A 22629-nucleotide genomic window follows, 5' to 3' on the forward strand; every position below is an offset into this window, starting at 1 on the left:
GATGAGAGCGATGGTGACAGGAGCAAACGGATTTGTTGGAGAGTACCTTCTCAGGGAACTCTCTGAAGCGGGGTACGATCTCATCGCGGTCGATCTCGAAGCACGGGGCGGGGCAGGCAAAGACCGGTTCCCTCGAGGGCTCAGTTATGAACAATGCGACCTTCGCCAGGCGGCCCAGGTGGAGAAGGTCATTGTGGAGTGGTCGCCGGATCTGATTTTTCACCTTGCAGCCCAGAGTTCAGCGGCAAGATCGTTCGGAGATCCTGCCGGCACTTTTCAGGTCAATCTCCTCGGCACCCTGAATCTTCTTGAAGCTGACAGGAAAAACGGCCTCGGGGCAAGGATCATGTTGACCGGTTCAAGCGAGGAGTATGGAGTCAGGGACCCTGACGAGATGCCTCTCTCCGAAGATTCACCCGTCGAACCTGTAAGTCCCTACGCGGCAAGCAAAGCGGCACAGAACCTGCTTGCGATGCAGTATTTCAGAGCTTTTGGAAGCAGGATCCTTATGACGCGCAGTTTCAGCCATACCGGTCCGGGTCAGACCCCGGTCTTTGTCCTTCCGTCATTTGCAAGGCAGTGCGCCAGGATAGCTGATGGAATCGACGAACCTGTCATCCTGACGGGGAATCTCGAAGTCGAACGGGATTTTCTCGATGTCAGGGATGTTGCAAGAGCATACAGGATGCTGATTGAGAAGGGCGAAGACGGACAGATCTATAATGTATGCTCCGGATCGGGGCTTTTATTGGCGGACGCGCTTGAGAGTATGATTAAGAAAGCTGGAATAGATGTAGAAACAGGAACCGATCCAGGTCTTCTCCGGCCGGTCGATGTCCCCGTCCTTGTCGGGGATAATTTCAAGATAAGAAACGCTACCGGCTGGAAGCCGGAGATCGATGTGGATTCGATGCTGAGAGACCTGTTCGAGTGGTGGCGGGAGAAGGTCTCCATGGAAGAGCGGTAATGGAAGAGCCGGATGTTCTTCCTCGGATGAGGGTTTTTAAGAGCCGGCGCCGGGGTCAAGTCCCTGGCCCGCGGGCTCTGAATATATTATTAATTCATTCCGGGATACTGGCAGGATTTATCTTCAGGAAGGTATATCAGCAGGTATCGAAAAGGACTGTGTCGGTTAAGAGGATAGGAGTCGTTAATGCCGAATATCTGTATGGTTGGTACTGGTTACGTGGGACTTGTCAGCGGAGCCTGTCTTGCTGATTTTGGAAATACTGTGATATGCGTCGATATAGACAGCGAACGTATTGAGAATATAAAAAAAGGGATCATGCCGATCTATGAACCGGGGTTGAAGGAACTTGTCAAACGCAATTACGACGCGGGCAGGCTGCGATTTACTACAGACCTGTCCAGTTCGGTGAAGAAATCGCTCGTCGTCTTTTCCGCCGTCGGGACTCCAATGGATGATGATGGTTCAGCCGATCTAAGCGCGGTTTATTCCGTTTCAAGGGATGTGGCTCGGAATATCGACGGGTACAGGATATTCGTTCAGAAAAGCACCGTTCCTGTCGGTACGTCGGAAGAGGTCGGAAGGATCATAAAAGAGAACCTGAATGGCGACATACCGTTCGATCTCGTCTCGAACCCGGAATTTCTAAGAGAAGGATCCGCTATTGAGGATTTTATGAGGCCGAACAGGGTCGTCATAGGAGTAAACAGCGACAGGGCAAGAGAGATCATGAGGGATATATATCGCCCTTTATACCTTCTTGAGACACCGATCGTCTTTACATCTATCAGGACGGCCGAACTCGTCAAATACGCCAGCAACGCGTTTCTCGCGGTGAAGATCTCTTTTATCAACGAGATCTCGGATCTGTGCGAGAAAGTCGATGCCGATGTGAATGAAGTAGCCAGGGCTATCGGGCTTGACAAGAGGATCGGCCCGAAATTCCTTCATGCCGGTGCCGGGTATGGTGGATCCTGTCTTCCCAAAGACGTCTCCGCGATCCTTCATACGGCCGATAATTCGGGCGTCGAACTTAAAGTGATAAGGGCGGCGAGCGATGTCAACGAGGAGAGGATCGATATGATCCTTGGAAAACTTGGCGCCGAGATCGACGAATTAAAAGGAAAAAAAATAACGCTCCTCGGATTGTCATTCAAACCGAATACCGACGATCTTCGTCACGCCCCTTCTTTGAAGCTTGTAGACAGGTTGCGTGAACTCGGGGCGGTCATCAACGCGTATGACCCGATAGCGATGGATAATGCCCGTAAAGAATACAGCGGGAAGATCGAGTTCTTCAGCGATGAATATTCAGCGATGGACGGGGCTGACGCTCTCGTCCTGATGACCGAGTGGAACGAGTTCAGACAACTTGATTTTGACCGTGTCAAGGAACTTCTCGTCGAACCTGTGATAGTAGACTGCCGTAACATATACAAACCGGCCGTGTTGAAGGCGATGGGTTTCCGTTACCAGTCGTTCGGAAGGCCTGAAGATACCGTAGAACAGGAGATGTAAATGAAGAAAATCGTTGTTACCGGGGGTGCCGGTTTTATCGGGTCTAATTTTGTCAGGTTGCTTCTTAAAAAGAAATCAAACGCGAAAGTGATCGTGCTTGACAAGCTTACATACGCGGGAAATCTTGATAACCTGGCCGACTCCTTGAAAGACAGGCGATTTACATTTGTAAAAGGAGATATCTGTAATGCCAGGCTTCTTGGTGCTATTCTCCCCGGGGCCGATATAATATACAATTTTGCCGCTGAGACTCATGTCGACAGGTCGATCCTTGAGGCAGGATCTTTCGTGAAGACTGATGTCGTGGGAACTTACACTCTTCTGCAGAACGCCCTGAAACACGAGATACCCCGCTTCGTCCAGATCTCGACTGACGAAGTATATGGAAGCATCCTCAAGGGCAAGTTCAGGGAGACCGACCCGATGAGACCGAACAGTCCCTACTCGGCAAGCAAAGCTGGCGCCGACATGCTGGTGAGGTCTTTTCACAGGACGTACGGGCTTCCCGCCATCATCACGCGCAGCTCCAACAATTACGGGCCTTACCAGCATCCGGAAAAGTTCATACCTCTTTTCTCTACCAATGCAATAGAAGGAAAACCTCTTCCTCTTTATGGCGACGGAAGGAATGTCAGAGACTGGATATATGTCGATGACAACTGCAGGGCGATCGAACTTGTCGGCAGGAAGGGGAAGATCGGTGAGATCTATAATATTGGTGCGGGAGAGGAGAAGACTAATCTCCACATCGCCCGCAAGATCATAGAGATCTCTGGAGCGGACAGGGCGCTGCTGACGCTGATCACCGACCGCCCAGGGCATGACCGGCGATATGCCGTACATACCGGAAAGATAACCAGCCTGGGGTGGAAAAAAAGAGTCGGATTCGATCAGGGGATGAGAAAGACGGTCAATTGGTATGTCGAGAATGAGAACTGGTGGAGGAAAATAAAGGAAGGGTCATTTAAAAAATATTACAGCAGGATGTATCGAAAACGTATCGACACTTCTCTAAAGAAGGATAAATGATGAAAGCAGCCCTGGTAGCAGGAGCAAGACCGAATTTTATGAAAATAGCTCCCTTGATGAGGGAATTCGCTGGCAGGGGTGTCGAGACGATACTGATACATACAGGCCAGCATTACGACAAGAATATGTCGAAGGTGTTTTTCGAGGATCTCGAACTTCCCGAACCGGATATCTATCTCGGTGTCGGTTCCGGTTCGCATGCCGTACAGACGGCAAAAGTGATGATCGCCTTCGAAGAGATCATGATTGAGAAAAAACCGGACATCATCATCGTGGTCGGCGATGTCAATTCGACAGTCGCCTGTTCTCTGGTTGGCGCCAAACTTCATATACCGGTGGCTCATGTCGAGGCCGGACTTCGTTCCTTCGATCTTGATATGCCGGAAGAGATAAACCGGATGGTGACGGATATCCTATCGAGATTCTGTTTTACGACGTCTCCGGAGGCGGAGACAAACCTCAGAAGGGAAGGTGTGGGAGGAGAGAGGATCTTTTTCGTCGGAAACATAATGATAGATTCGCTTCTCCATTACATGGAGAAGTCGGAAAGCATGACTATCCTTGAGGATATAGGAGTCAAAAAAGGGCAGTATATCCTCGTTACTCTTCACAGACCGTCGAATGTCGACACCGTCGAGGATCTCAGATCTCTTTTTGAGATGCTGACCGGCCTCTCGCAAAGGATGCCTGTCATGTTCCCGGTCCATCCCCGGACAAAAAAGATGATCGATGCCGCAGATCCGCCGTTCAAAACAAGTGAGAATCTTATGATGATCGACCCTGTCGGGTATCTCGGATTTCTCAAGGCGATGCGGTATGCCAGAATTGTGATAACCGATTCCGGTGGTATCCAGGAGGAGACTACGGTCCTGGGTGTGCCATGTATCACTGTCCGCAACAATACTGAACGGCCGATCACCATCGATGTGGGTACCAACGTGCTTGCCGGGACAGACCCGTTGCGTGTGAAAGAAGAAGCGCTCAGGATCCTTGAAAGCGGTCGGGATGAGTACGGGATCCCGCCGCTATGGGATGGAAAGACGGCCGGGCGGATAGCTGATGTCCTTCAAAAACATTTCGACTGATCTCTGGATTTTCAGATGACGCAAAGATCTTCCAGAAACGATTCTTTAGCAGCCGGGTACTTCTGGACTTTCGGATCTACCGCGATGCCTCTCCTCGGGGCTTTTATTGTCTCGTTGATAGTGGCAAGGTGGATGGGTCCGCGGATAGTGGGGCTTATCAACTGGACGATGGCTGCCGCCACGATTCTGCTTATTCCCGGAAAATTCGGGATCGATGGTGCGGCGTCGCGCCTTATCAGCGAATATAAGGTAAAAGCCCCGCAGAATATCGGTACTCTTCTTACCGCAAGCATTCGGATGAGGATGCTTTTTACCATACCGGTAGCTTTTGCCACAGCGGTCTTCGCTCCCCAACTCGCCCGGTTTTTTCATGAAGAAGCCCTGGTACCGCTGTTCAGGATAAGCGCCCTGATGATCTTTACAGTCAGTTTCAATGAACTCTCAGTCCTTCTGATCATCGGCCTCGGGAAATTCCGTTTCCTCTTCGCGATGAGAGTGCTTATGTTCGCGATAAGGGTCGGGGTAGTCATCATGGCGATAAGGTTTGCGATGGGGGCGGAAGGAGTTCTGGCCGCTTATATAATCGCCACACTGGCAGCCGCTCTGATAATATTCATATATCTTTTCAAAACTCCGGAGACCAACGGCCTTTCCGCCCGATCTCCGCAGAGCGAGTCGATAGGTGATATATGGAAAAGGCTTTTCAGGATAAGCGCTCCCCTGGCAATTAGCGGAGCTTCAGTGACTATCTATTCGCTTCTCGATAAATTGATGCTTGGTTATTTCGAGGGAGCCTCCCAGGTAGGGATATATTCGATGGCGAGAAATCTTCTTGAGACAAGCCTGTTTCCGACTTTCGCGCTGGTCATGACATTGCGGCCGATTCTTGCCGGCGCGTGGTCGGAAGGGGACAGGGAGCGCTGCAGGTCGGTAATAAACCGGTCTGTCATGAATTCCATCATTTATTCTTCCTGCGTGTTGGTTGTTTTCGCTTCTCTCGCAGGTCCTCTTATCACAGGGCTTTTCACTTCGGATTTCGCTGAATCGTCCAGGATACTTATTCTGTTTCTTCCGCTGGTATTGATGAGAAGCATTGGGTCGGTAATTCTTCCAGGCCTGATCGCGGCTGACAGGGCGGATACCTACGCGAAACTGACACTTCTGGGAGCAGTTGCCAATTTTATTCTCAATATCATCCTCATTCCACCTCTTGGAGCAAGCGGTGCTGTCATCTCCACTCTTATATCATATCTCCCGATCGAGATCCTCGGACTGAGATCCCTGGCCGCCGCCGTTCCGGGTTTCTGGAGTAGAAGGGACTGGACAAGAGCGGTAAAGGTTTTTGCCGCGGCTCTTGTTACGATAGCCCTTTACCGCGTGGTTATTACCAGGCCGGAAAGCCTTTTCCCCACGATCATGCACGCGGCAGCGCTGAGCCTTGTCTATATTGTGCTTCTCTTTTTGAGCCGGGCACTTACTTCTGTCGATATCAGGGATCTTGCCGGCCCATTCGTGGGGGGCAGGCGGAAGGCATGACGCCGGAGCATGATCTTCGTGAAGGGCGAAAATGGTATTGAGGGGAAATCCCGTTACTTCTTGACATGACAGGCGTAATAAACGATTCTTACTGAGGCTGACTGATGGATCTTTGCGGGGGAATAATGACTGCTGCCGGTCTGATATTGCCATTGATACTTTCCTTCATTCTGGGGCTTGTCTTCACTCCTCTGGCTATAGCGATAGCTCTGCGCTGGAATATAGCCGAGAAGCCGAACGGCAGGAATAACCGTGAGATAGCGCATATAGGAGGAGTGGCGATAATAGGAGGGATACTTTTCGCACTGATCCCCGCTTTCCTTTTCTTTCTTCCTCAGTACCCACTGAACAGGGTCTTTGTCCCGATTCTTATAGCGAGCGGATTCATTACGTTTCTGCTTGGTATAATAGACGATCTTCGCTCGCTTCACTATCTGTACAAGCTGTTTTTCCAGGTAGCCGTCTCTCTTCTCGTCTCGGCCTCAGGGATCGGACTTCTTAAACATTTCGGGATCGTTATTCTCCCGTTTCCGGCGGTAATATCGGCTTTTTTCCTTTCATCGGTCTGGATGTTGACGGTGACTACGTCGTTCAATCTGATAGACGGAATTGACGGGCTGGCTTCCGGGATAGCGGTCATTTCGGCGGCGGGATTTTTTGCGGCAGGATATCTTTTCGGTATTCCCCTGGTAATGGTGTTGTCGGTTGTCATCTTCGGCGTGGCTCTCGCGTTTCTGAAATTCAATTTTCCTCCCGCGAGGATCTTTATGGGTGATTCAGGAAGTCTTTTTCTCGGATTGATATTCGGGCTGATCGCGCTGCTGATGGTAGTATCGACCGAAGGTATATTCTACGTTGTGTCGGGATGCCTGTTGATCCTGAGCGTCCCCCTGATGGATTGCGCTCTTGCGTTTTTCAGGCGGATCATGACGGGTAGGCCTCCATTCGAAGCGGATCACATGCATCTCCATCATATCCTGCTGTACAGGCTTGGCTCGGTAAAGAAAGTCGATCTTCTGCTGTGGAGTTTTTCGGCCGTCTTCAGCGCGCTCGGAGTATTGACAATGAAGTTTCATTTCCCCGTCCTTCTGGTATCACTCGTCATGGAGCTTGTCGTTTTTGGTTTCGCTTTGCGGGACATGGTCAATTTCGATATTTCAGTAGAAAAGATGGATGAGATCATCAGTGGATACGTCTCTTCCCAGACAACGGCGATTCCCAGACATGACAGATCCCATTGACCATTTGCATCTCGACCTTTCCCGTTTACTTATTTTTCACTCTGTGCTACGTTTGCCTTGTCAGGTTGCGATGTTTGACGATTGATCGGAGGAATCATTCCTTGGCTAACGCAAAGATAATTGCCACCGCGTGCAGGCAGGACCCCGCCGCGTTCATAAAATCAAAACGGGTAGTCGATCTGTTGACTGAATCGAATCCGGGCAGGAGATTCATTGATTACAGGGAACTGACAAATAGCGTCAGTGCTCAGTCGGTAAAAGGATTATCAGGGCCTCTGAACCTTTTGGGCCAGAAGAAAATCGACATAGTCATCGCGGATGCTTCGGAGATACCGCTCAGGCTTCAGCCTGAGTTCGAGATAGGAGCCGTGCCGAAAAGAGGGAATCCCTTCAACGTTCTGATATCATCGGAAGACGTGATCCTTGAAGAACAGCCTGCCGGGGTGCCGATAGGAGTCTCCGATATAGCCAGCATGGGACAATTACGTTATTTCAGGGACGATCTTCTTCTTGTGCATGTTGAGGGCGGGTATCAGGTTTTAAGCGAGATGATGATTTCCGGCGAAATAGGTGGATTCGTCATAAATGCCGCCGAGGTAGAAGCTTTCGGGACGCAGGAAAATGTGGTCGAGGTCTTCACCTCCTCAATCTGCATGCCTTCGGCTGGAAAAGGGGCTATGGGATTGATCGTGAGAAAAGGAGACCGGCTGATCAAGGGGCTTGTTGAAGAGATAGATCATGGTCCGAGCCATGCCGAGATAGATATAGAAAGGATCTTTTTGACTGAGCTGGTAAAATATGGAAGGAAGAATGTCGGCGTTCTCGGAGAATCCGAAGGAGACGAATTCAAGATTAGCGTGGCGCTTATTACTTCCGATGGTTCGGAAAAGCTGAGTGCCACGATGCGCGGATCGACTGGCGAGGAAAAAACAGTCGCGCGGAAACTGGCCGCTCACCTGATCCAATCAGGAGGAAAAGGCCTGCTTGAAACAGTCTGTGACTAGACAGGGGAGCTTTCAGAAAAATGCTCGACCGAAAATTTATCAGGAAAGAACCTGAAACGGTAAAAAAGGGATTGAAAGCAAAGGGGGTCGAGTTCGATCTTGAAGATTATCTCGATCTCGACAGGAAGATGCGCGAAATAATCCAGGAAACGGAACTGCTGAAACACGAAAGAAATACCGTTTCCCTGGAAATATCCAGGCTTAAAAAGGAAAAGAAGGACGCCACAGAGATCATGGTCCGGATGAAGGAGACGGCGGGAAGGATCAGGGAAGCGGATTCCGAACTGAAAACCATTTCCGACAGGCTCGATTCTCTTTCACTGGCGATTCCCAATCTTCCGCATGAATCAGTCCCCCATGGAACGAGCGAAAAGGATAATCCCGTCATCAAAACCTGGGGGGATATTCCGGCTTATCCGCAGAGACCTTTGCCTCACTGGGAGATCGGAGAGAAGCTTTCGATCCTGGATATGCCGGCGGGTGTGACTTTGACAGGTCGTGGATTTGTGGTCCTTCGCGGTGGCGGAGCCCGCCTGTCGAGGGCACTTGTCAATTTTTTCCTCGATATTCATCAGAAGCAGGGATACGAAGAGTTGATCATCCCTTACATGGCTAACAGGGATTCGATGACTGGTACGGGCCAGCTTCCCAAGATGGAAGATGATATGTATCACTGTGAGAAGGACGATCTTTTCCTGATTCCAACGGCTGAGGTCCCGATAACTAATATCTACAGAGACTCGGTCCTTGAGAGGCCGATCCTTCCCAAGAAATGTACCGCGTACAGTCCCTGTTTCAGAAGAGAGGCGGGGAGCTACGGTCAGGATACGCGGGGTCTTATCAGAGTGCACCAGTTCGACAAGGTCGAGATGGTAAAATTCGTCAGGCCAGAGGATTCTTATGAAGAGCTGGAATCTCTTCTGACCGATGCCTGCGAGATACTTGAACTTCTTGAGATTTCCTACAGGGTGATCGAACTATGTACGGCCGATCTCAGTTTCGCGGCCGCCAAATGTTATGATATAGAGACCTTCGCACCCGGTATTGAAAAATGGCTTGAAGTCTCTTCATGCAGCAATTTTGAGGATTTTCAGGCAAGACGGGCAAGGATAAGGACCAGGGAGGAGAAAGGGGGAAAGGTCGAATTCGTGCATACGCTTAATGGTTCCGGTATGGCATTGCCCCGTATAATAGCGACGATCCTCGAACTGAACCAGACGCCTACCGGCAAGGTCCGGATTCCGAAAGCCCTTGTTCCTTACATGGGGGGCATGGAGTATCTTGAAGCATGAATTGAATATCAGGACTTCGAGGAATCTTCCTTTTCTTCTTAAAGTCTACTTCATCGCTGGAACAGTCCTTCTGGTCTCGGCGGCCCTTCTTTATAACAACAGTCTGATGAAGAGGATGACGGCCCAGGCGGAAAGTACGGCAAGTCTGTTTTCCAGGTTCATCGGAATATCGCTTCTTCAGGCGGAAAACGAAGCTAACAGGAATTTCTTCCGCGAGATAAGGTCATCGATCTCACTGCCATATATATTGACCGATACAATGGGACGTCCTTTCATCTGGAACGACATAGGTATGGATGACATCGGGGATATCGAATGGCAGCGCTGCGTCGATTTCAATCCTCTCCAGCCGAATGATGAAATTCTACTCGATGTGTATAACAAGGCGATGGAATTCGACAGGATCAACGATCCGATAATAGTCGAGGGGAAAGAATTCCGGCTCGTGGTCCACCATGGACCTTCGAAGCTCACAAGGGAGCTTCAATATGCCCCATATATCCAGTTCGTGGTGATCCTTATATTTATTCTTCTCGGATTCTTCGGATTCAGGACTGTAAAGACGGGAGAGCAGCGATCGATATGGGTCGGGATGGCGAAAGAGACGGCGCACCAGCTTGGGACGCCTCTCTCGTCAGTGATGGGATGGCTGGAGATCATCAAGGACCAGGCGGAGAAATCAGGTTGCGATGGAAGGATAAGCAGCGCCGCTCAGGAAGCGACTGCTGACGTGGACAGGCTCAGCAAGATATCATCCAGGTTCGGCAAGATCGGTTCCATGCCTGATCTTGAATACCAGAAACTGGCTCCGATAATTGAAGAGACAGTTGAATATTTCGAACGCCGAAGGCCGGCTTTAAAGATCGATTCGACTATCAGCGTCGAGATGGATGAATTACCGCTGATAAGATGCAGCCATGATCTTGTGGGATGGGTATTCGAGAACCTTATCAAGAATTCCCTCGATGCGATGGTCGGTCAGGAAGGAAAGATCAATATAGCTGCCAGGATGAACAAGGATGAAAACAGGGTCGAAGTGACATTCAGCGACAACGGGCGCGGAATGAGCTCAAGCCTGAAAAAAAGGATCTTTTCGCCGGGCATCACAACCAAGAAAAGAGGCTGGGGCCTGGGGTTGGCGCTTGTAAAAAGAATCGTGGAGGATATCCACGATGGAACGATCAATGTCATATATACTCATCCCGGGAAAGGGACGGTTTTTATGATCACGTTCCCTGTAAGTTGATATTGGATTGTAAAAGGGGATTTCTTGTGAAGGGTAAAAAGATACTTTGGGTCGATGACGAGATAGACATGCTTCGTTCTCACCAGATATTTCTCGAGGAAAAGGGGTATGATCTGACCGGCGTCTCCAGCGGAGCTGAAGCTCTCAGGATGCTTGGAAAAGAGATTTTTGACCTGGTCCTTCTCGATGAGACGATGCCCGGAAAATCGGGGCTGGAGACACTGCAGGAGATAAAGGAGATAGCGTCCAACATTCCGGTCATCATGATAACGAAAAACGAAGAAGAGGGGCTGATGGAGCAGGCGATCGGCATGAAGATCGATGATTATATACTGAAGCCGATCAATCCTCTTCAGATCTATTCCGCGATCAAAAGACAGCTTGAATCCCATAAAATCCAGGAAGGTACGATCAGCAAGGATTATCTTGAAGTCTTCCGCAGAATTGATGAAGCGGTCAGTGCCGGTCCGGACTGGAAAGAATGGGTCAATATCCATCTCGAACTTTCCGGGTGGGATCTCGAATTCGACAGGTTCAGTTCGACAGGAATGGAACAGATACATGAAGAACTCAGGAAGAGATGTAATTTCGAATTCGGGAATTTCGTTGAGAATAACTATGGGAAGTGGATCGAATCGGAAAAAGAACCGCTCATGAGCGTGGATGTCTTCAAAAAAGCCGTTTTCCCACATCTTAACGCCGGAAAAAAATTGTATTTTATCGTGATCGACTGCATGAGGTACGACCAGTGGTTGACTATCGAGGACATGCTCGCGCCTTTTTACAATATTCAAAGGGACACATACTGTTCAATCCTTCCAACGGCGACGCCGTACGCGAGAAACGCTGTTTTTTCAGGGCTGTATCCCGGAGAAATTGCTTCCAGGTATCCCGAATACTGGCTGGAAAGATCGAAAGACGAATTCAGCAAGAACCGTTATGAGCAGGAATTGATGAACGAACAGCTTAAAAAAGCCAGGCTGGAGAGGCTATCCTCTAAATATATAAAGATCTACGACAGCGATGAGGCGAATGAGATACGCAAACAGGTCAACAGCTACCGCGCTATAGACCTTGTCGCCATGGTATTCAATTTTCTTGATATCCTGGCGCACGGAAGGAGCCAGAGCGAGATCCTCCAGGAGATAGCTCCGAATGAAGCTGCCTTCCGTTCCCTGATGCGGTCCTGGTTTACTCACTCGGCTCTGTTCGAGATACTTCAGAAGATCTCGTCTCATGACGCGACGGTGATCATAACGACGGACCATGGATCAATTCTCGGGCAGAAGGCCACGCTTGTCCACGGGAACAGGGATACGTCGAGCAACCTCAGGTACAAATTCGGTGAGAATATTAATGGAGACGAGAAACAGACGTTCTCGATGAGGAACCCGGCAGAATACAGGCTGCCCGCGGAATCGCCATCGAAAAATTATATTATTGCCAAGGAAAACTATTATTTCGTCTATCCGACAAGATTCCACGAATATGAGCGTCAGTATCAGGGGACTTTCCAGCATGGAGGTATATCGCTGGAGGAGATGATCATCCCCCTGATTACTTTGACTCCAAGGTAAAAAGGCGAACAGAGGTATGGAACGGATCGAATATCCTGGCGGAAGCAGGAAAAAACGGATTATTCATATCGGTTCTCCGGATGAGATGCTTGAACTTGGTGAAAGGTTCGGCACGATAGTGCCGGCCGGGATGGCTGTCTCCCTGGAGGGAGGGTTGGGAGCTGGGAAGACCTTTTTCGTCAAGGGGGTCGCCAGGGGGCTTCTGATCGAGGATGAAGTCCTGAGCCCCACTTTCATCCTCGTCGAGGAATACAGGGGGGAGCTTCCGCTCTTCCATTTTGATCTTTACAGGCTTGAGGACCTTTCCGAAGTAGAGGGAACGGGACTTTTCGACGCGGTAGACGGGAAGAATCTCGTCGTCGTGGAATGGGGCGACAGGCTGCCCGAAGGCGCTCTTGATTTTGATATTTCTATCAATATTGCGGTGACCGGGGAAAAAACCAGAAAAGTGACTATAGAGGGACCGTCCGTCCTTGTGGATATGATGCTGGAGGAATAACGATGACGAGCGGCCTGATCCTTGCTCTTGACACATCACATCTGAAAGGCAGCGTCGCTCTCTCCGCGAATGGCGATCTTCTTTGCGAGATAATCTTTGACGCGAGCGATACGCATTCGGCTACATTGATGCCCGCGGTGGACACCTGTCTGAGGCAGGCGCAGTCACGGATAAGCGATATTGATCTTTTCGGGCTGGTCATCGGTCCCGGCAGTTTTACCGGACTTAGAATAGGACTGGCGACTGTCAAAGCGTTCGCGTCGATACGTCAGAAGCCGGTCTGCACCGTAAACAGCATGGAATTGCTGGCAGCCGCTTTTCCTTACTCAAGGTTGCCGGTCTTTCCCCTGATAGATGCCAGGCGCTCTGAAGTATATGCGGCGGCCTATGACACCGGATCAGGGTTCCCCGTTGAACTCGCCTCGCCGCGGGCTGTTTCACCGGAAGCTGTCGTCGGGATGATTAAGGAAACCTGTAAGGGTGGACCGGTTCTTTTATGCGGGACGGGCGCGGAGAAATATTCAGAGTTGCTGTCTCGCGTCATACCGGCGGGAAGCCGTCTGGCCGGCAGCGAATGGTCTGTTCCCTCGGCGGCCAGGATGATCTCCCTGGTCAGGGCGAGAGAACCCATTCATTTCAGCGGAATCCCGCGGCTTGAACCGATGTATATAAGGCCTCCCGACGCGAAGCTTCCCTCACGGGTGAAGTTGAATGATGGAGGAGGAAAAGAGTGAACAGATCTGTTCCTGAAGGGATAAGTTCATCTGGGAAAGAGCCAGGAGGAAAAAGAGTTGAGTGAAGGTCTGATAAGAGTGATGCTCGAGGCAGATATCCCGATGTTGATGAGACTCGAGAAGGAGTGTTTTCCTACTCCATGGACGGAGAATATGTTCCTGTGCCAGATCAGGCTTGTAGATATATCGGCGAATCTCGTCTATACTGAAGAAGATGAGATCTGTGGGTATGTCGTAGGATGGTTTGGTTATGAGGAACTGCATATACTGAGCATAGGGGTGAACCCATTGCTCAGAGGGCGGGGCATAGCGGAGGCGCTTCTCAATGAAGCGATGAGACGCAGTCTGAAAGCAGGTTGTACAAGGGTGATACTTGAGGTGCGGAAAAGCAACTCAAGGGCACAGAGATTCTATCAAAAACTCGGTTTCAGGCAGGTAGGTATCCGGAAAGGATATTACAGCGAGACGGGTGAGGATGCTCTGGTCCTGGAGAGGGATATTGAGATCACGACTTGAAGGGTTGCTTGCTCCTTTTTACGGAATGGCAGATACGGCTGTCATACTCGGGTCGGGATTGTCTGCGCTGCTTCAGTCGATAGATCCTGTTGAATCACTTTCCTTTGAAATGATAGAAGGCTGCAGCAGCCCATCTGTAGAGGGCCATCCGGGCAAGCTGCTCCTGGTCAGGGAAAGAGGGTCGTACACCCTTTTTTTTGCCGGCAGGGTGCATCTTTACGAAGGGAATAATGATATATCCGGCCGGTCGGCTGAAAGAAGCATGGAAAACAGGGAGGATCATCCCTCTTCATTTGCCGTCAGGCTCGCATCACGTCTCGGTTGTGAGAATCTGCTTCTTACCCAGGCCGCAGGCAGCCTCAGGCCGGAGTTGGAAAGCGGTTCATGGATGCTGGCCGGAGATATTGTCTCCCTTCCATACAGGAACAATGGCCTCTTCCCATTTCAGGAAAAAGGACTCGCTGAAGGGCGCCATCGGCGGTTGATAGCGGCCGATTTCAGAGAAGCGCTCGCCGATGCCGCTCGCGACGCTCGTGTGCCTCTTTTTGACGGTACTCTGTACTGGACTACGGGACCGTGTTATGAGACTTCCGCTGAAGCTGCGATGGCGAGGCTTCTGGGAGCCGACGCGGCGACGATGTCACCGATCCCTGAACTCGTTGCGGCCCTTGCGGCAGGACTCAAAGCTGCCTGCCTTAGCTGGATAACAAATCCCGCTCCGAATCTTGCCGGAGAAGCGGTCGATCACGCTGGTGTCGTGGAAATGGGGCAAAAAGGAGCGGCGACCCTGCTTCGGATCATAAGGGAATTGCCTCGGCGCCCTGGTCAATTATAGGGGATTTGCTGAAAAAATCCCTTTTTGCATTTTCCGGGTGGTGTTACATTGATCAGGTAGCGGTTTTTTCAAGGAGCCGGGCCCTGGATGATCGATCAGCCTTGTGATGGACGAACTCCCAGGTTCTGACTGCGGAAAGAAGACAGATATGAATTGGCTTACAAGGGCAAGGAAAGGGATAAAGACCTGGGGGAAAAAAGATGTTCCCGACGGATTATGGGAAAAGTGCCCCTCATGCGGTGAAATCCTCTATCGCAAGGAAGTGGGACGGCACCATTCGATCTGTCCCAAGTGCAGATTTCATTTCAGGATAAACGCTTCAGACTATATTGGTATCCTTGCCGACAACAGTTCTTTCAGTGAGTTTGACAGCGGTGTCACTTCATGCGATCCTCTCGATTTCCGGGACAGCAAGAAATACAGGGACAGGATCAAAGAATCGAGGAAAAAGACCGGAAGGAATTCCGCCATCCTGAGCGGGACAGCGGTAGTTAACGGGCATAGAGCAGTCCTTGCGATAATGGATTTCAATTTCATGGGTGGCAGCATGGGTTCGGCGGTGGGAGAAAAGATAGTACGGGCTGTAAAAAAGGCCATCGAGGAAAGGCTTCCCTTCATAATGGTCACTGCCTCGGGGGGAGCGAGGATGCAGGAATCGATCCTTTCTCTTATGCAGATGGCAAAGAGTTCAGCTGCGTTTGCGATGCTTTCGAGAGCTGAGCTTCCCTATATCACGATCCTTACCAATCCGACTACCGGAGGCGTCGCGGCCTCATTCGCTTTTCAAGGCGACATAATCATTGCTGAACCAAGAGCATTGATCGGTTTTGCCGGACCGAGAGTGATTCGCGAGACAGTAGGAGAGGAGCTTCCGGAGGGTTTTCAGCGTTCGGAGTTTCTGCTTGAGCACGGGATGATTGACATGATCGCCAGCCGCGATGAACTCAAAGGTAAACTTGGATTTTTACTCGATAGTATCATGAGCGGTGTTTCCGCCATTGCGGAGGATAAGAATCTGGAGAATGACGGTAAAACCATCTCACTCATCTGGTAGGGCCGGACCCTTTCCCAATATAGATTTTCTGTTTTCTTTGAGGCCGTCGAGTATGAAACTGGGGCTGGAGAATATTACAGCTCTTCTCGACTCTTTCGGAAATCCGCAGGAAAAGTTTCCTTCGATCCTGATCGCGGGAACGAATGGAAAAGGGTCGGTCACGACATACGTTACTTCGATCCTGCGCCGCGCGGGTTACAGGACAGGGACTTTTTACTCTCCCCATCTTTTCAGGGTCAATGAAAGGATCAGGATCAATGGAGAGGAGATAGCAAGCCGCGCTCTTGACGATATTGTCGGGTCGCTCAGGGAAAGGTATCAACGCTACCCTTTTACTTTTTTTGAAGGGATCACCGCCGCGGCGATCCTGTATTTTCTCAGGGAGAAAGTGGATATTGCCGTTTTTGAAGTCGGGCTCGGCGGAAGGCTTGACGCGACACGCCTGGTAAATGCCTTAGTGACGGTGATTACTGGGATATCTCGCGATCACGAGGAACATCTGGGAAGAACGAATTCGGCGATACTGGAAGAAAAACTGGGAATAACGCGTCAGGGTTCTCCCCTCGTCGCCAATCTGGGAGATAAGAGTCTCATAAGAATGGCAGGGAAGTTCTGCCTCAGCAGGGGAATAGAATTTATTGACGCGGGAAAAGGCATATCCAGGAGAATGACGCGGATAAGGGCTGATTCGGTGGACTTCAACCTTGTTACTCCCGTACGCGATTATGGTATAATCAGATCCCGGATGACGGGAAGAGTCCAGATGGAAAATGTCGTGACAGCGATCAGGACTGCTGAGGTGCTGAGCGGAAAGATGAAGGGGATCGGGAAAAAGGCGATCATCTCCGGAACAGGCGAGGCCTTTTTCTCCGCGCGTTTTCAGGTCCTTTCAGGCAATCCACGTGTCGTCCTCGATGTATCGCATAATGAAGAGGCGCTTGATTCGACTTTGGAAACGCTGGCCAGGATATCGCCTCCCGAAAAAAATGTTCTTATCTTCGGAGTCATGGCGAGAAAGCAGCTGGGAGATTTCCCGATCAGGGCCCTTGTTTCGGCGCGTGAGATAATACTCGTCCCTTTAAAGGGGACAGGATCGGCCACGGGGGAAGATCTTCTTCGGAGGTTTACCGGCGCGGTCGAAATAAATGATTCCACATCCTCCATGAAAGGGAGGTGCGTCGCGGGGCGGGAAGGAGGTTCCTCCGAAAAAAAGACCGGTAAGGACCGGGCAGAGGTCACGCTGGCCCGCGGCATGACTGATGCTGTTCGCAGAGCTGGGAAAATACTCAGCCACGATGATACTCTTCTTATTTGCGGATCCCATCTCTGCGTTGAGGAAGCTGTTGGTCCGGTGGGCAGGTTCATTCTGTAAAGGATATACGATGGCCGAGAGGATAATCGGAATAGATATCGGCGGTACTAATATAAAGCTGGGTATAGTCACGCCGGACGGTAATGTAGTTGAAGATATTATGATCGACACCGAACCCCATCGGGGTCCCGTTGACGCCGCTGACCGCGTGAACAGGTGGTACAGGTCGCGGCTGGAGGATAACCCCGGGATCAAGGCCGCGGGAATAGCCTGCGCGGGACTGGTCGAAGAGGGAGGGTACCTTCATAATTCTCCAAATCTGCGAAAGTGGGAAGGTACCGATCTGGCAAGGATATTCTCGGAAAGGCTTGGACTTTCCGTCACGGTAAACAATGACGTCAACTGCGCGGCCTGGGGTGAATACCGGGCCGGCGCCGGCGCCGGTTCTCTTCATTTCGTTTGCATCACTCTCGGGACCGGAGTAGGAGGTGGAATCGTCCTCGGCGGCCATCTCTACAGGGGAGCCAGGGGATTTGCCGGCGAGATCGGGCATCAGGTGATTATGGCGGGTGGACCGGAGTGTTCCTGCGGCAACCGGGGTTGCCTCGAGGCTCTTGTCGGCGCGGGCGCTATCGTCGCACGCTACCAACGTATAAATGGTGATGCCGGCGGTGCGGATAGCGATTCGGGGAAAATCACCGTCAGGGATATTTCCGCCGCTGCCGCTGCCGGTGAAAAGAGTGCCCTGGCCGCGCTTGAAGAGACGGGAAGATTTCTCGGGATAGGCCTTGCCAATGTAGCGCATATACTGAATCCTGAAATAATAGCCATCGGAGGGGGAGTCTCCGGCGCTGGAGAGATGATACTCGGTGCGGCAAGGATATCGATGAGGGAGTGCCTGATCGGTGATATCCTTTCTTCAGTCAGGGTCGTTGCCGCTGAACTTGGCAATAAAGCCTCTTTTATTGGCGCCGCGTTGCTGGCGCAGGAAGAACGTATTAATGAACAAGCCTGACTGACGGGCCTTTTTACTATCATCCGGGAGTAGTGCGTGTCCCTTGCCGCCGGCAGAAAAGATCCAGATCCAAAATTCGGCTTATCCGTTCCATCAGATCAGCGCTGCGATACGGTAAACCGGGGCGCCGGTGAATATTTTTGTCCAGGCGGAACGTGGATCTGTCGCTACGGAGGGCCAGCGGGAAGAGCTATGCCGCTTACATTCAAATCCCTGTTCCTGGTAGCCGCTTTTTTGATCTCCTTTTCATCCAGCCCGCGCGGCGCGGCAGATCGAAGGAATGATCAGGCGCTTTCCGACTCGACTCTCTACAAAGTAGTAGCCAACAGCATGCAGCTGAGGGAAGTCGATGGAGCGGAAGTGACCTATCTCAGGGGCGATGTCCGTATCGATCATCAGTCAGCCTGGATAACAGGTGAAAACGGAGAACATTACAGGGAAAGAAAATATACAAACCTCAGAGGTAATATACATGGCCAGGATGGGACGATGGATATGTACGGGGACCTCGGTGAATATTTTGGATTCGATAATCTGCTCATACTCATAGATAACGTACATATCACGGATGAAGGAATGGATATAGTCTGCGACAGGGCCTCGTACGATAGAAAAAACGGATGGGTGATCCTCATAGGCCGTGTAAGGTTGTCCGACGAGACGAGAGTCATGTACGCCGACAGCATATTCTATGACCGCGGTGTCGAGATCGCCGATGCAACCGGGCACGTTGTGATCATCGACCAGATCGAGGAATATTCGATATCCGGGAATCATGGCAGATTTTTCCGGGAGTCAAGGGAAGCGGTCATCGATAGTAACCCCGTCCTGGTTTTCGATGACAGATCGGATGAAAAGGGTAGGATCGTCGGCAAGATCATGCATTTCGACATGGATCAATCGATAGGTAGCGCGACAGGTGACGTCCAGATGGTCAAGGGGGATACGAGGGCGAATTGCGATTCGGCCGCGATATTCAACGATCTCCAGTTTGTTGAACTTTTCGGAGATCCGGTCGCCACAAGCGGTTCGTCTGGAATGTCAGGAGAGAAAGTCATCCTTCATTACAACGATCGGGGGGTCGAAAGGATAATCCTTCCCCATTCGGGGAGATTGACTGACGCGCCGGCGCAGGGATCGCCCTGGCGCGAAGATTCCTGGCTCGAAGGAGATTCTTTGATCATATACATGTCAGAAGACGCTGTCGATTCAGTCAAGATATTCGGAAACGCGAGGGCTATGTACTACCCGTATGAAGGGGATGAATCGAAGGTCTCGAACAATTACAGCAAGGGCGACAGTATGTATTTCAGATTCAGGGAGGAAGACCTCAGTTATGTCAGGATCTCCGGACATGCAGAGGGGTTGTATAATTACCTGAATCTTGGACCCAGGCAGACGATCGACAGTCTTGCCGCGGCGATAGACACGACAATTCAATTCCATCATTTCGGGAAAAACGCCGAAAGGGTCGTTTACAAAGCGAAAAAAATAGAATATTTCGCTGAGGTAGAAGATATCGTCCTCGACGCCGACGCGGTACTCGATTATCAGAACAGGTCGTTGAGGGCGGGACATATAGTCTTCAACTCAAGGCTTAATATCCTCGAGGCTGAGGATGGTCCCGTACTCGTCGAGAACGAACAGGAGATGTTCGGTCTGAACATGGGGTATGATCTCGATTCGGCGGGTGGTCTGGTAAAGGGAGGTTCCACTCATTACGATTCGGGATATTTCAGGGGAGATCATATATTCAAGGACCGCGACAAGGTCCTCAAGGTCTACCATTCAATATATACGACATGTGACCTCAAGATGCCCCACTATTCGATGAGGGCGAACAAGATGAAAATATATATCGGCGATAAGATCGTTTCGGGACCGATCAGGCTGTATATAGGGGAGATCCCTGTCTTTTATCTTCCGTTCATGGCAAATTCCCTGAATCGCGACAGGCACTCGGGGATCTTGAGGCCCAATTTCGATATCGGAATAAACAGCAGAGACGGGCGATTCATAAGGGGTCTTGGTTATTACTGGGCTACGAACGACTACACCGATTTTATCCTGACTACCGATTTCAACGAAAACAGTAACTTCAGGTTCCGCCTGGATAATCGTTACAAGATCAGATACCTGCTTGATGGGAATGTCAATTTCAACTATTTCAGGAATTTCGTCAGCAATTCGAACGAGTGGACGATAAAGGGAAAACACAGTCAGAAATTCGGCAGGACTGCCTCCCTCAACGCGGACCTGAGTTTTGTCAGCAGCGACAAGGCACAGTCATCCGTTTTCAGCGCCGATGACGTTCAGCGGGTCATCGATCGCAGGATCTATTCCACGGCAAGTTTCAGAAAGAGCTGGGGCGGTACAAGCCTCAGTCTATCGGCAAGACGGGACCAGAAACTCAATGTCAGCGATGACAATCCCTACGAGAACAGGGTTTCCATGACAGTGCCGTCTTTCAGTCTCAATCTGCCGAGGACCTCGCTCTGGCAGGGGGATAACCATCCGGAATCACAGCGTGGAAGCTGGGAAAAGATCCTGCGCAGCATAAGTTTCGCGCCAAATATAAAGGGAGATATCAAGACGGATGAAAGTCTTGCCAGGAAAAGGGGAAAGATATCGGCGTCTTCAGGGATGTCGTTGAGTCAGCAGCACAAATTGAGTTTTATCAATTTTTCACCGAGCGTAAGCGTCAGGTGGAATTATCTCGATGTCCTTTATGATAATATCAATGAGGACCTCGTCGTGGACGCGACACGTGCTCTCATTTCGGGCGATACCATCTCGGTCCCCGTAAATATAGATGCCCTTTCGAACCAGTTCCGTTTCCTGGTCGACGGTATCGAGGGGTCGTTGCTCAGTGTCACGCCCCGGATTTGCAATACTGCCGGAGACCTGCAGGTCCTCGCGTCCGATATCGAGGCTGTGCTTTTCTCCGACGGCGCGGCAATCGAAGTCGGATTCACCGACACCGGGGGTGGGACCGGATACTTCACCTTCAGATCGGAAGGTTATGGGACATCTTCTTCCCTCGAGGTGGCCGACGCGGGTGTCAATCCGATATATCCACTCATAGGTATTCTGGTGGGCGATTACGATGCCGGCAGCAACAGGACTGGACCGGTTACGGATACTTCGTACAATAACGAGGTCTCGATGTCATTTTCAAGCAGGATTGGAACGAGTATTTACGGCACGTTCTATCCAAAGATAGGAAGATTGCGCGGAATCAGGCACACCTTCAATCCTACTGTCAGTTATTCCTTCACTCCAAGCCTTACAGATAAACAGGTCGAAAGCCAGTCTGTCTCGTACACGGTGAGGAATATCCTCGATTTCAAATATCTCAGGGGCGAGGAAGAAGTGAAGAAGAACAACGCGCTCAGCTGGGAGATGAGGGGGACCTATAATCCAAAGCTTCAGGATGGGAAAAAGTTCTCGACGATCAACAGCAATATCAGGACAGCGATCGGCAGGCTGGCATCGGTAAGGCTCGATCATACGATCGATCCCTATGAATGGGATATTTTATCGACAAATATTTCAGTAAGCATGAACCAGAGTTTTAGCGGAAATTTCTCGTATGGGTCGGGCTGGAAAAGAGAAGAAAAAGAAAGGATCGCCGCCGCGATCGGATCTGATAAAGAGGGGTCGGCCGGGGACACCGGTTCGGATGATCTGGCTGACGAGTTTCCAGAGATGCGCGATCACGACGGTGAAGATCCGGGGCGCGACAATCTCAATGGCTCGGGCAACTATCCTTCGTGGAATGTCAGTCTCGGATACAGTTATTCGACGAACTATGGAAAATTCCTGACCCGTACGATGAGCAGCAAGGTTAACCTTAATGGAACTCTAAATTTGACAAAGGGATGGACGATCAAATATACGGCCTATTACGATCCTGAAGCAAGGAGATTCACCAGTCAGATGTACAGTATCAACAGGGATCTTCATTGTTGGGAAGCAAATTTCGTTCACAGAAGATTTGGTTATGACTGGGGATATTATTTTCAGATCAGGATAAAAGAACTTCCCGACATCTTCTATGAAAGTGGCAAGAGAGGGCTCAGGGGGATGAGCGCGTTCTGACAGGGGAAGAAAATCTTCGGACTTTTCTAAATCTACCATCGTTATTTTTCCCGAAAACCGACAGGTCA

The 22629-nt window shown here is 50.6% G+C and carries 18 protein-coding genes; all 18 read left to right on the plus strand.

The features are described 5' to 3' along the window. Position 1 precedes the first annotated feature (1 nt). The 18 genes from JW814_03495 to JW814_03580 all read left to right on the plus strand — a co-directional run bounded on the left by JW814_03495 (position 2) and on the right by JW814_03580 (position 22561). Entirely contained in the window at positions 2-967 is a 966-nt protein-coding gene (locus JW814_03495; protein ID MBN2070500.1) for a GDP-mannose 4,6-dehydratase, read from the plus strand. Positions 968-1168: 201 nt separating this feature from the next. Continuing rightward, positions 1169-2485 (plus strand): UDP-glucose/GDP-mannose dehydrogenase family protein, encoded by a 1317-nt coding sequence (locus JW814_03500; GenBank protein MBN2070501.1) that lies wholly within the window; start codon positions 1169-1171, stop codon positions 2483-2485. After that, on the plus strand, positions 2486-3514 hold the full coding sequence (gene rfbB, locus JW814_03505; protein MBN2070502.1) for a dTDP-glucose 4,6-dehydratase: 1029 nt from the start codon (positions 2486-2488) through the stop codon (positions 3512-3514). After that, positions 3511-4599, plus strand: coding sequence for a UDP-N-acetylglucosamine 2-epimerase (non-hydrolyzing) (gene wecB / locus JW814_03510; GenBank protein MBN2070503.1), 1089 nt, complete (start codon positions 3511-3513; stop codon positions 4597-4599). The genes rfbB and wecB overlap by 4 nt, the downstream gene beginning before the upstream one ends. Before the next feature lie 15 nt (positions 4600-4614). Beyond that, the gene (locus tag JW814_03515) at positions 4615-6135 is read left to right on the plus strand and encodes a flippase (GenBank protein ID MBN2070504.1); all 1521 of its coding nucleotides are present in this window, start codon (positions 4615-4617) and stop codon (positions 6133-6135) included. A 104-nt stretch (positions 6136-6239) separates the two neighbouring features. Next, entirely contained in the window at positions 6240-7376 is a 1137-nt protein-coding gene (locus tag JW814_03520; protein ID MBN2070505.1) for an undecaprenyl/decaprenyl-phosphate alpha-N-acetylglucosaminyl 1-phosphate transferase, read from the plus strand. A 101-nt stretch (positions 7377-7477) separates the two neighbouring features. Continuing rightward, the gene (locus JW814_03525) at positions 7478-8380 is read left to right on the plus strand and encodes a hypothetical protein (GenBank protein ID MBN2070506.1); all 903 of its coding nucleotides are present in this window, start codon (positions 7478-7480) and stop codon (positions 8378-8380) included. Positions 8381-8400: 20 nt separating this feature from the next. After that, the gene (gene serS / locus JW814_03530) at positions 8401-9672 is read left to right on the plus strand and encodes a serine--tRNA ligase (protein MBN2070507.1); all 1272 of its coding nucleotides are present in this window, start codon (positions 8401-8403) and stop codon (positions 9670-9672) included. Continuing rightward, positions 9662-10918 (plus strand): HAMP domain-containing histidine kinase, encoded by a 1257-nt coding sequence (locus JW814_03535; protein ID MBN2070508.1) that lies wholly within the window; start codon positions 9662-9664, stop codon positions 10916-10918. The genes serS and JW814_03535 overlap by 11 nt, the downstream gene beginning before the upstream one ends. A 26-nt stretch (positions 10919-10944) precedes the next feature. Continuing rightward, the gene (locus JW814_03540; protein MBN2070509.1) at positions 10945-12495 is read left to right on the plus strand and encodes a response regulator; all 1551 of its coding nucleotides are present in this window, start codon (positions 10945-10947) and stop codon (positions 12493-12495) included. Between the two features lie 16 nt (positions 12496-12511). Beyond that, on the plus strand, positions 12512-12994 hold the full coding sequence (tsaE, locus tag JW814_03545; GenBank protein MBN2070510.1) for a tRNA (adenosine(37)-N6)-threonylcarbamoyltransferase complex ATPase subunit type 1 TsaE: 483 nt from the start codon (positions 12512-12514) through the stop codon (positions 12992-12994). 2 nt (positions 12995-12996) lie between these two features. After that, entirely contained in the window at positions 12997-13728 is a 732-nt protein-coding gene (gene tsaB, locus JW814_03550) for a tRNA (adenosine(37)-N6)-threonylcarbamoyltransferase complex dimerization subunit type 1 TsaB (protein ID MBN2070511.1), read from the plus strand. A gap of 57 nt (positions 13729-13785) precedes the next feature. Continuing rightward, entirely contained in the window at positions 13786-14244 is a 459-nt protein-coding gene (gene rimI, locus JW814_03555; protein ID MBN2070512.1) for a ribosomal protein S18-alanine N-acetyltransferase, read from the plus strand. Beyond that, entirely contained in the window at positions 14228-15079 is an 852-nt protein-coding gene (locus tag JW814_03560; GenBank protein ID MBN2070513.1) for a hypothetical protein, read from the plus strand. The genes rimI and JW814_03560 overlap by 17 nt, the downstream gene beginning before the upstream one ends. 148 nt (positions 15080-15227) lie before the next feature. Beyond that, entirely contained in the window at positions 15228-16133 is a 906-nt protein-coding gene (locus JW814_03565) for an acetyl-CoA carboxylase carboxyltransferase subunit beta (protein MBN2070514.1), read from the plus strand. A 52-nt stretch (positions 16134-16185) separates the two neighbouring features. Beyond that, entirely contained in the window at positions 16186-17505 is a 1320-nt protein-coding gene (locus JW814_03570) for a hypothetical protein (protein ID MBN2070515.1), read from the plus strand. A 10-nt stretch (positions 17506-17515) separates the two neighbouring features. Continuing rightward, complete coding sequence (locus tag JW814_03575) at positions 17516-18460, plus strand: ROK family protein (protein ID MBN2070516.1); 945 nt, start codon at positions 17516-17518, stop codon at positions 18458-18460. 192 nt (positions 18461-18652) lie between these two features. Continuing rightward, complete coding sequence (locus JW814_03580; GenBank protein ID MBN2070517.1) at positions 18653-22561, plus strand: hypothetical protein; 3909 nt, start codon at positions 18653-18655, stop codon at positions 22559-22561. Positions 22562-22629 lie beyond the last annotated feature (68 nt).

This window comes from Candidatus Krumholzibacteriota bacterium, assembly GCA_016932415.1.
Classification (GTDB): domain Bacteria; phylum Krumholzibacteriota; class Krumholzibacteriia; order Krumholzibacteriales; family Krumholzibacteriaceae; genus Krumholzibacterium.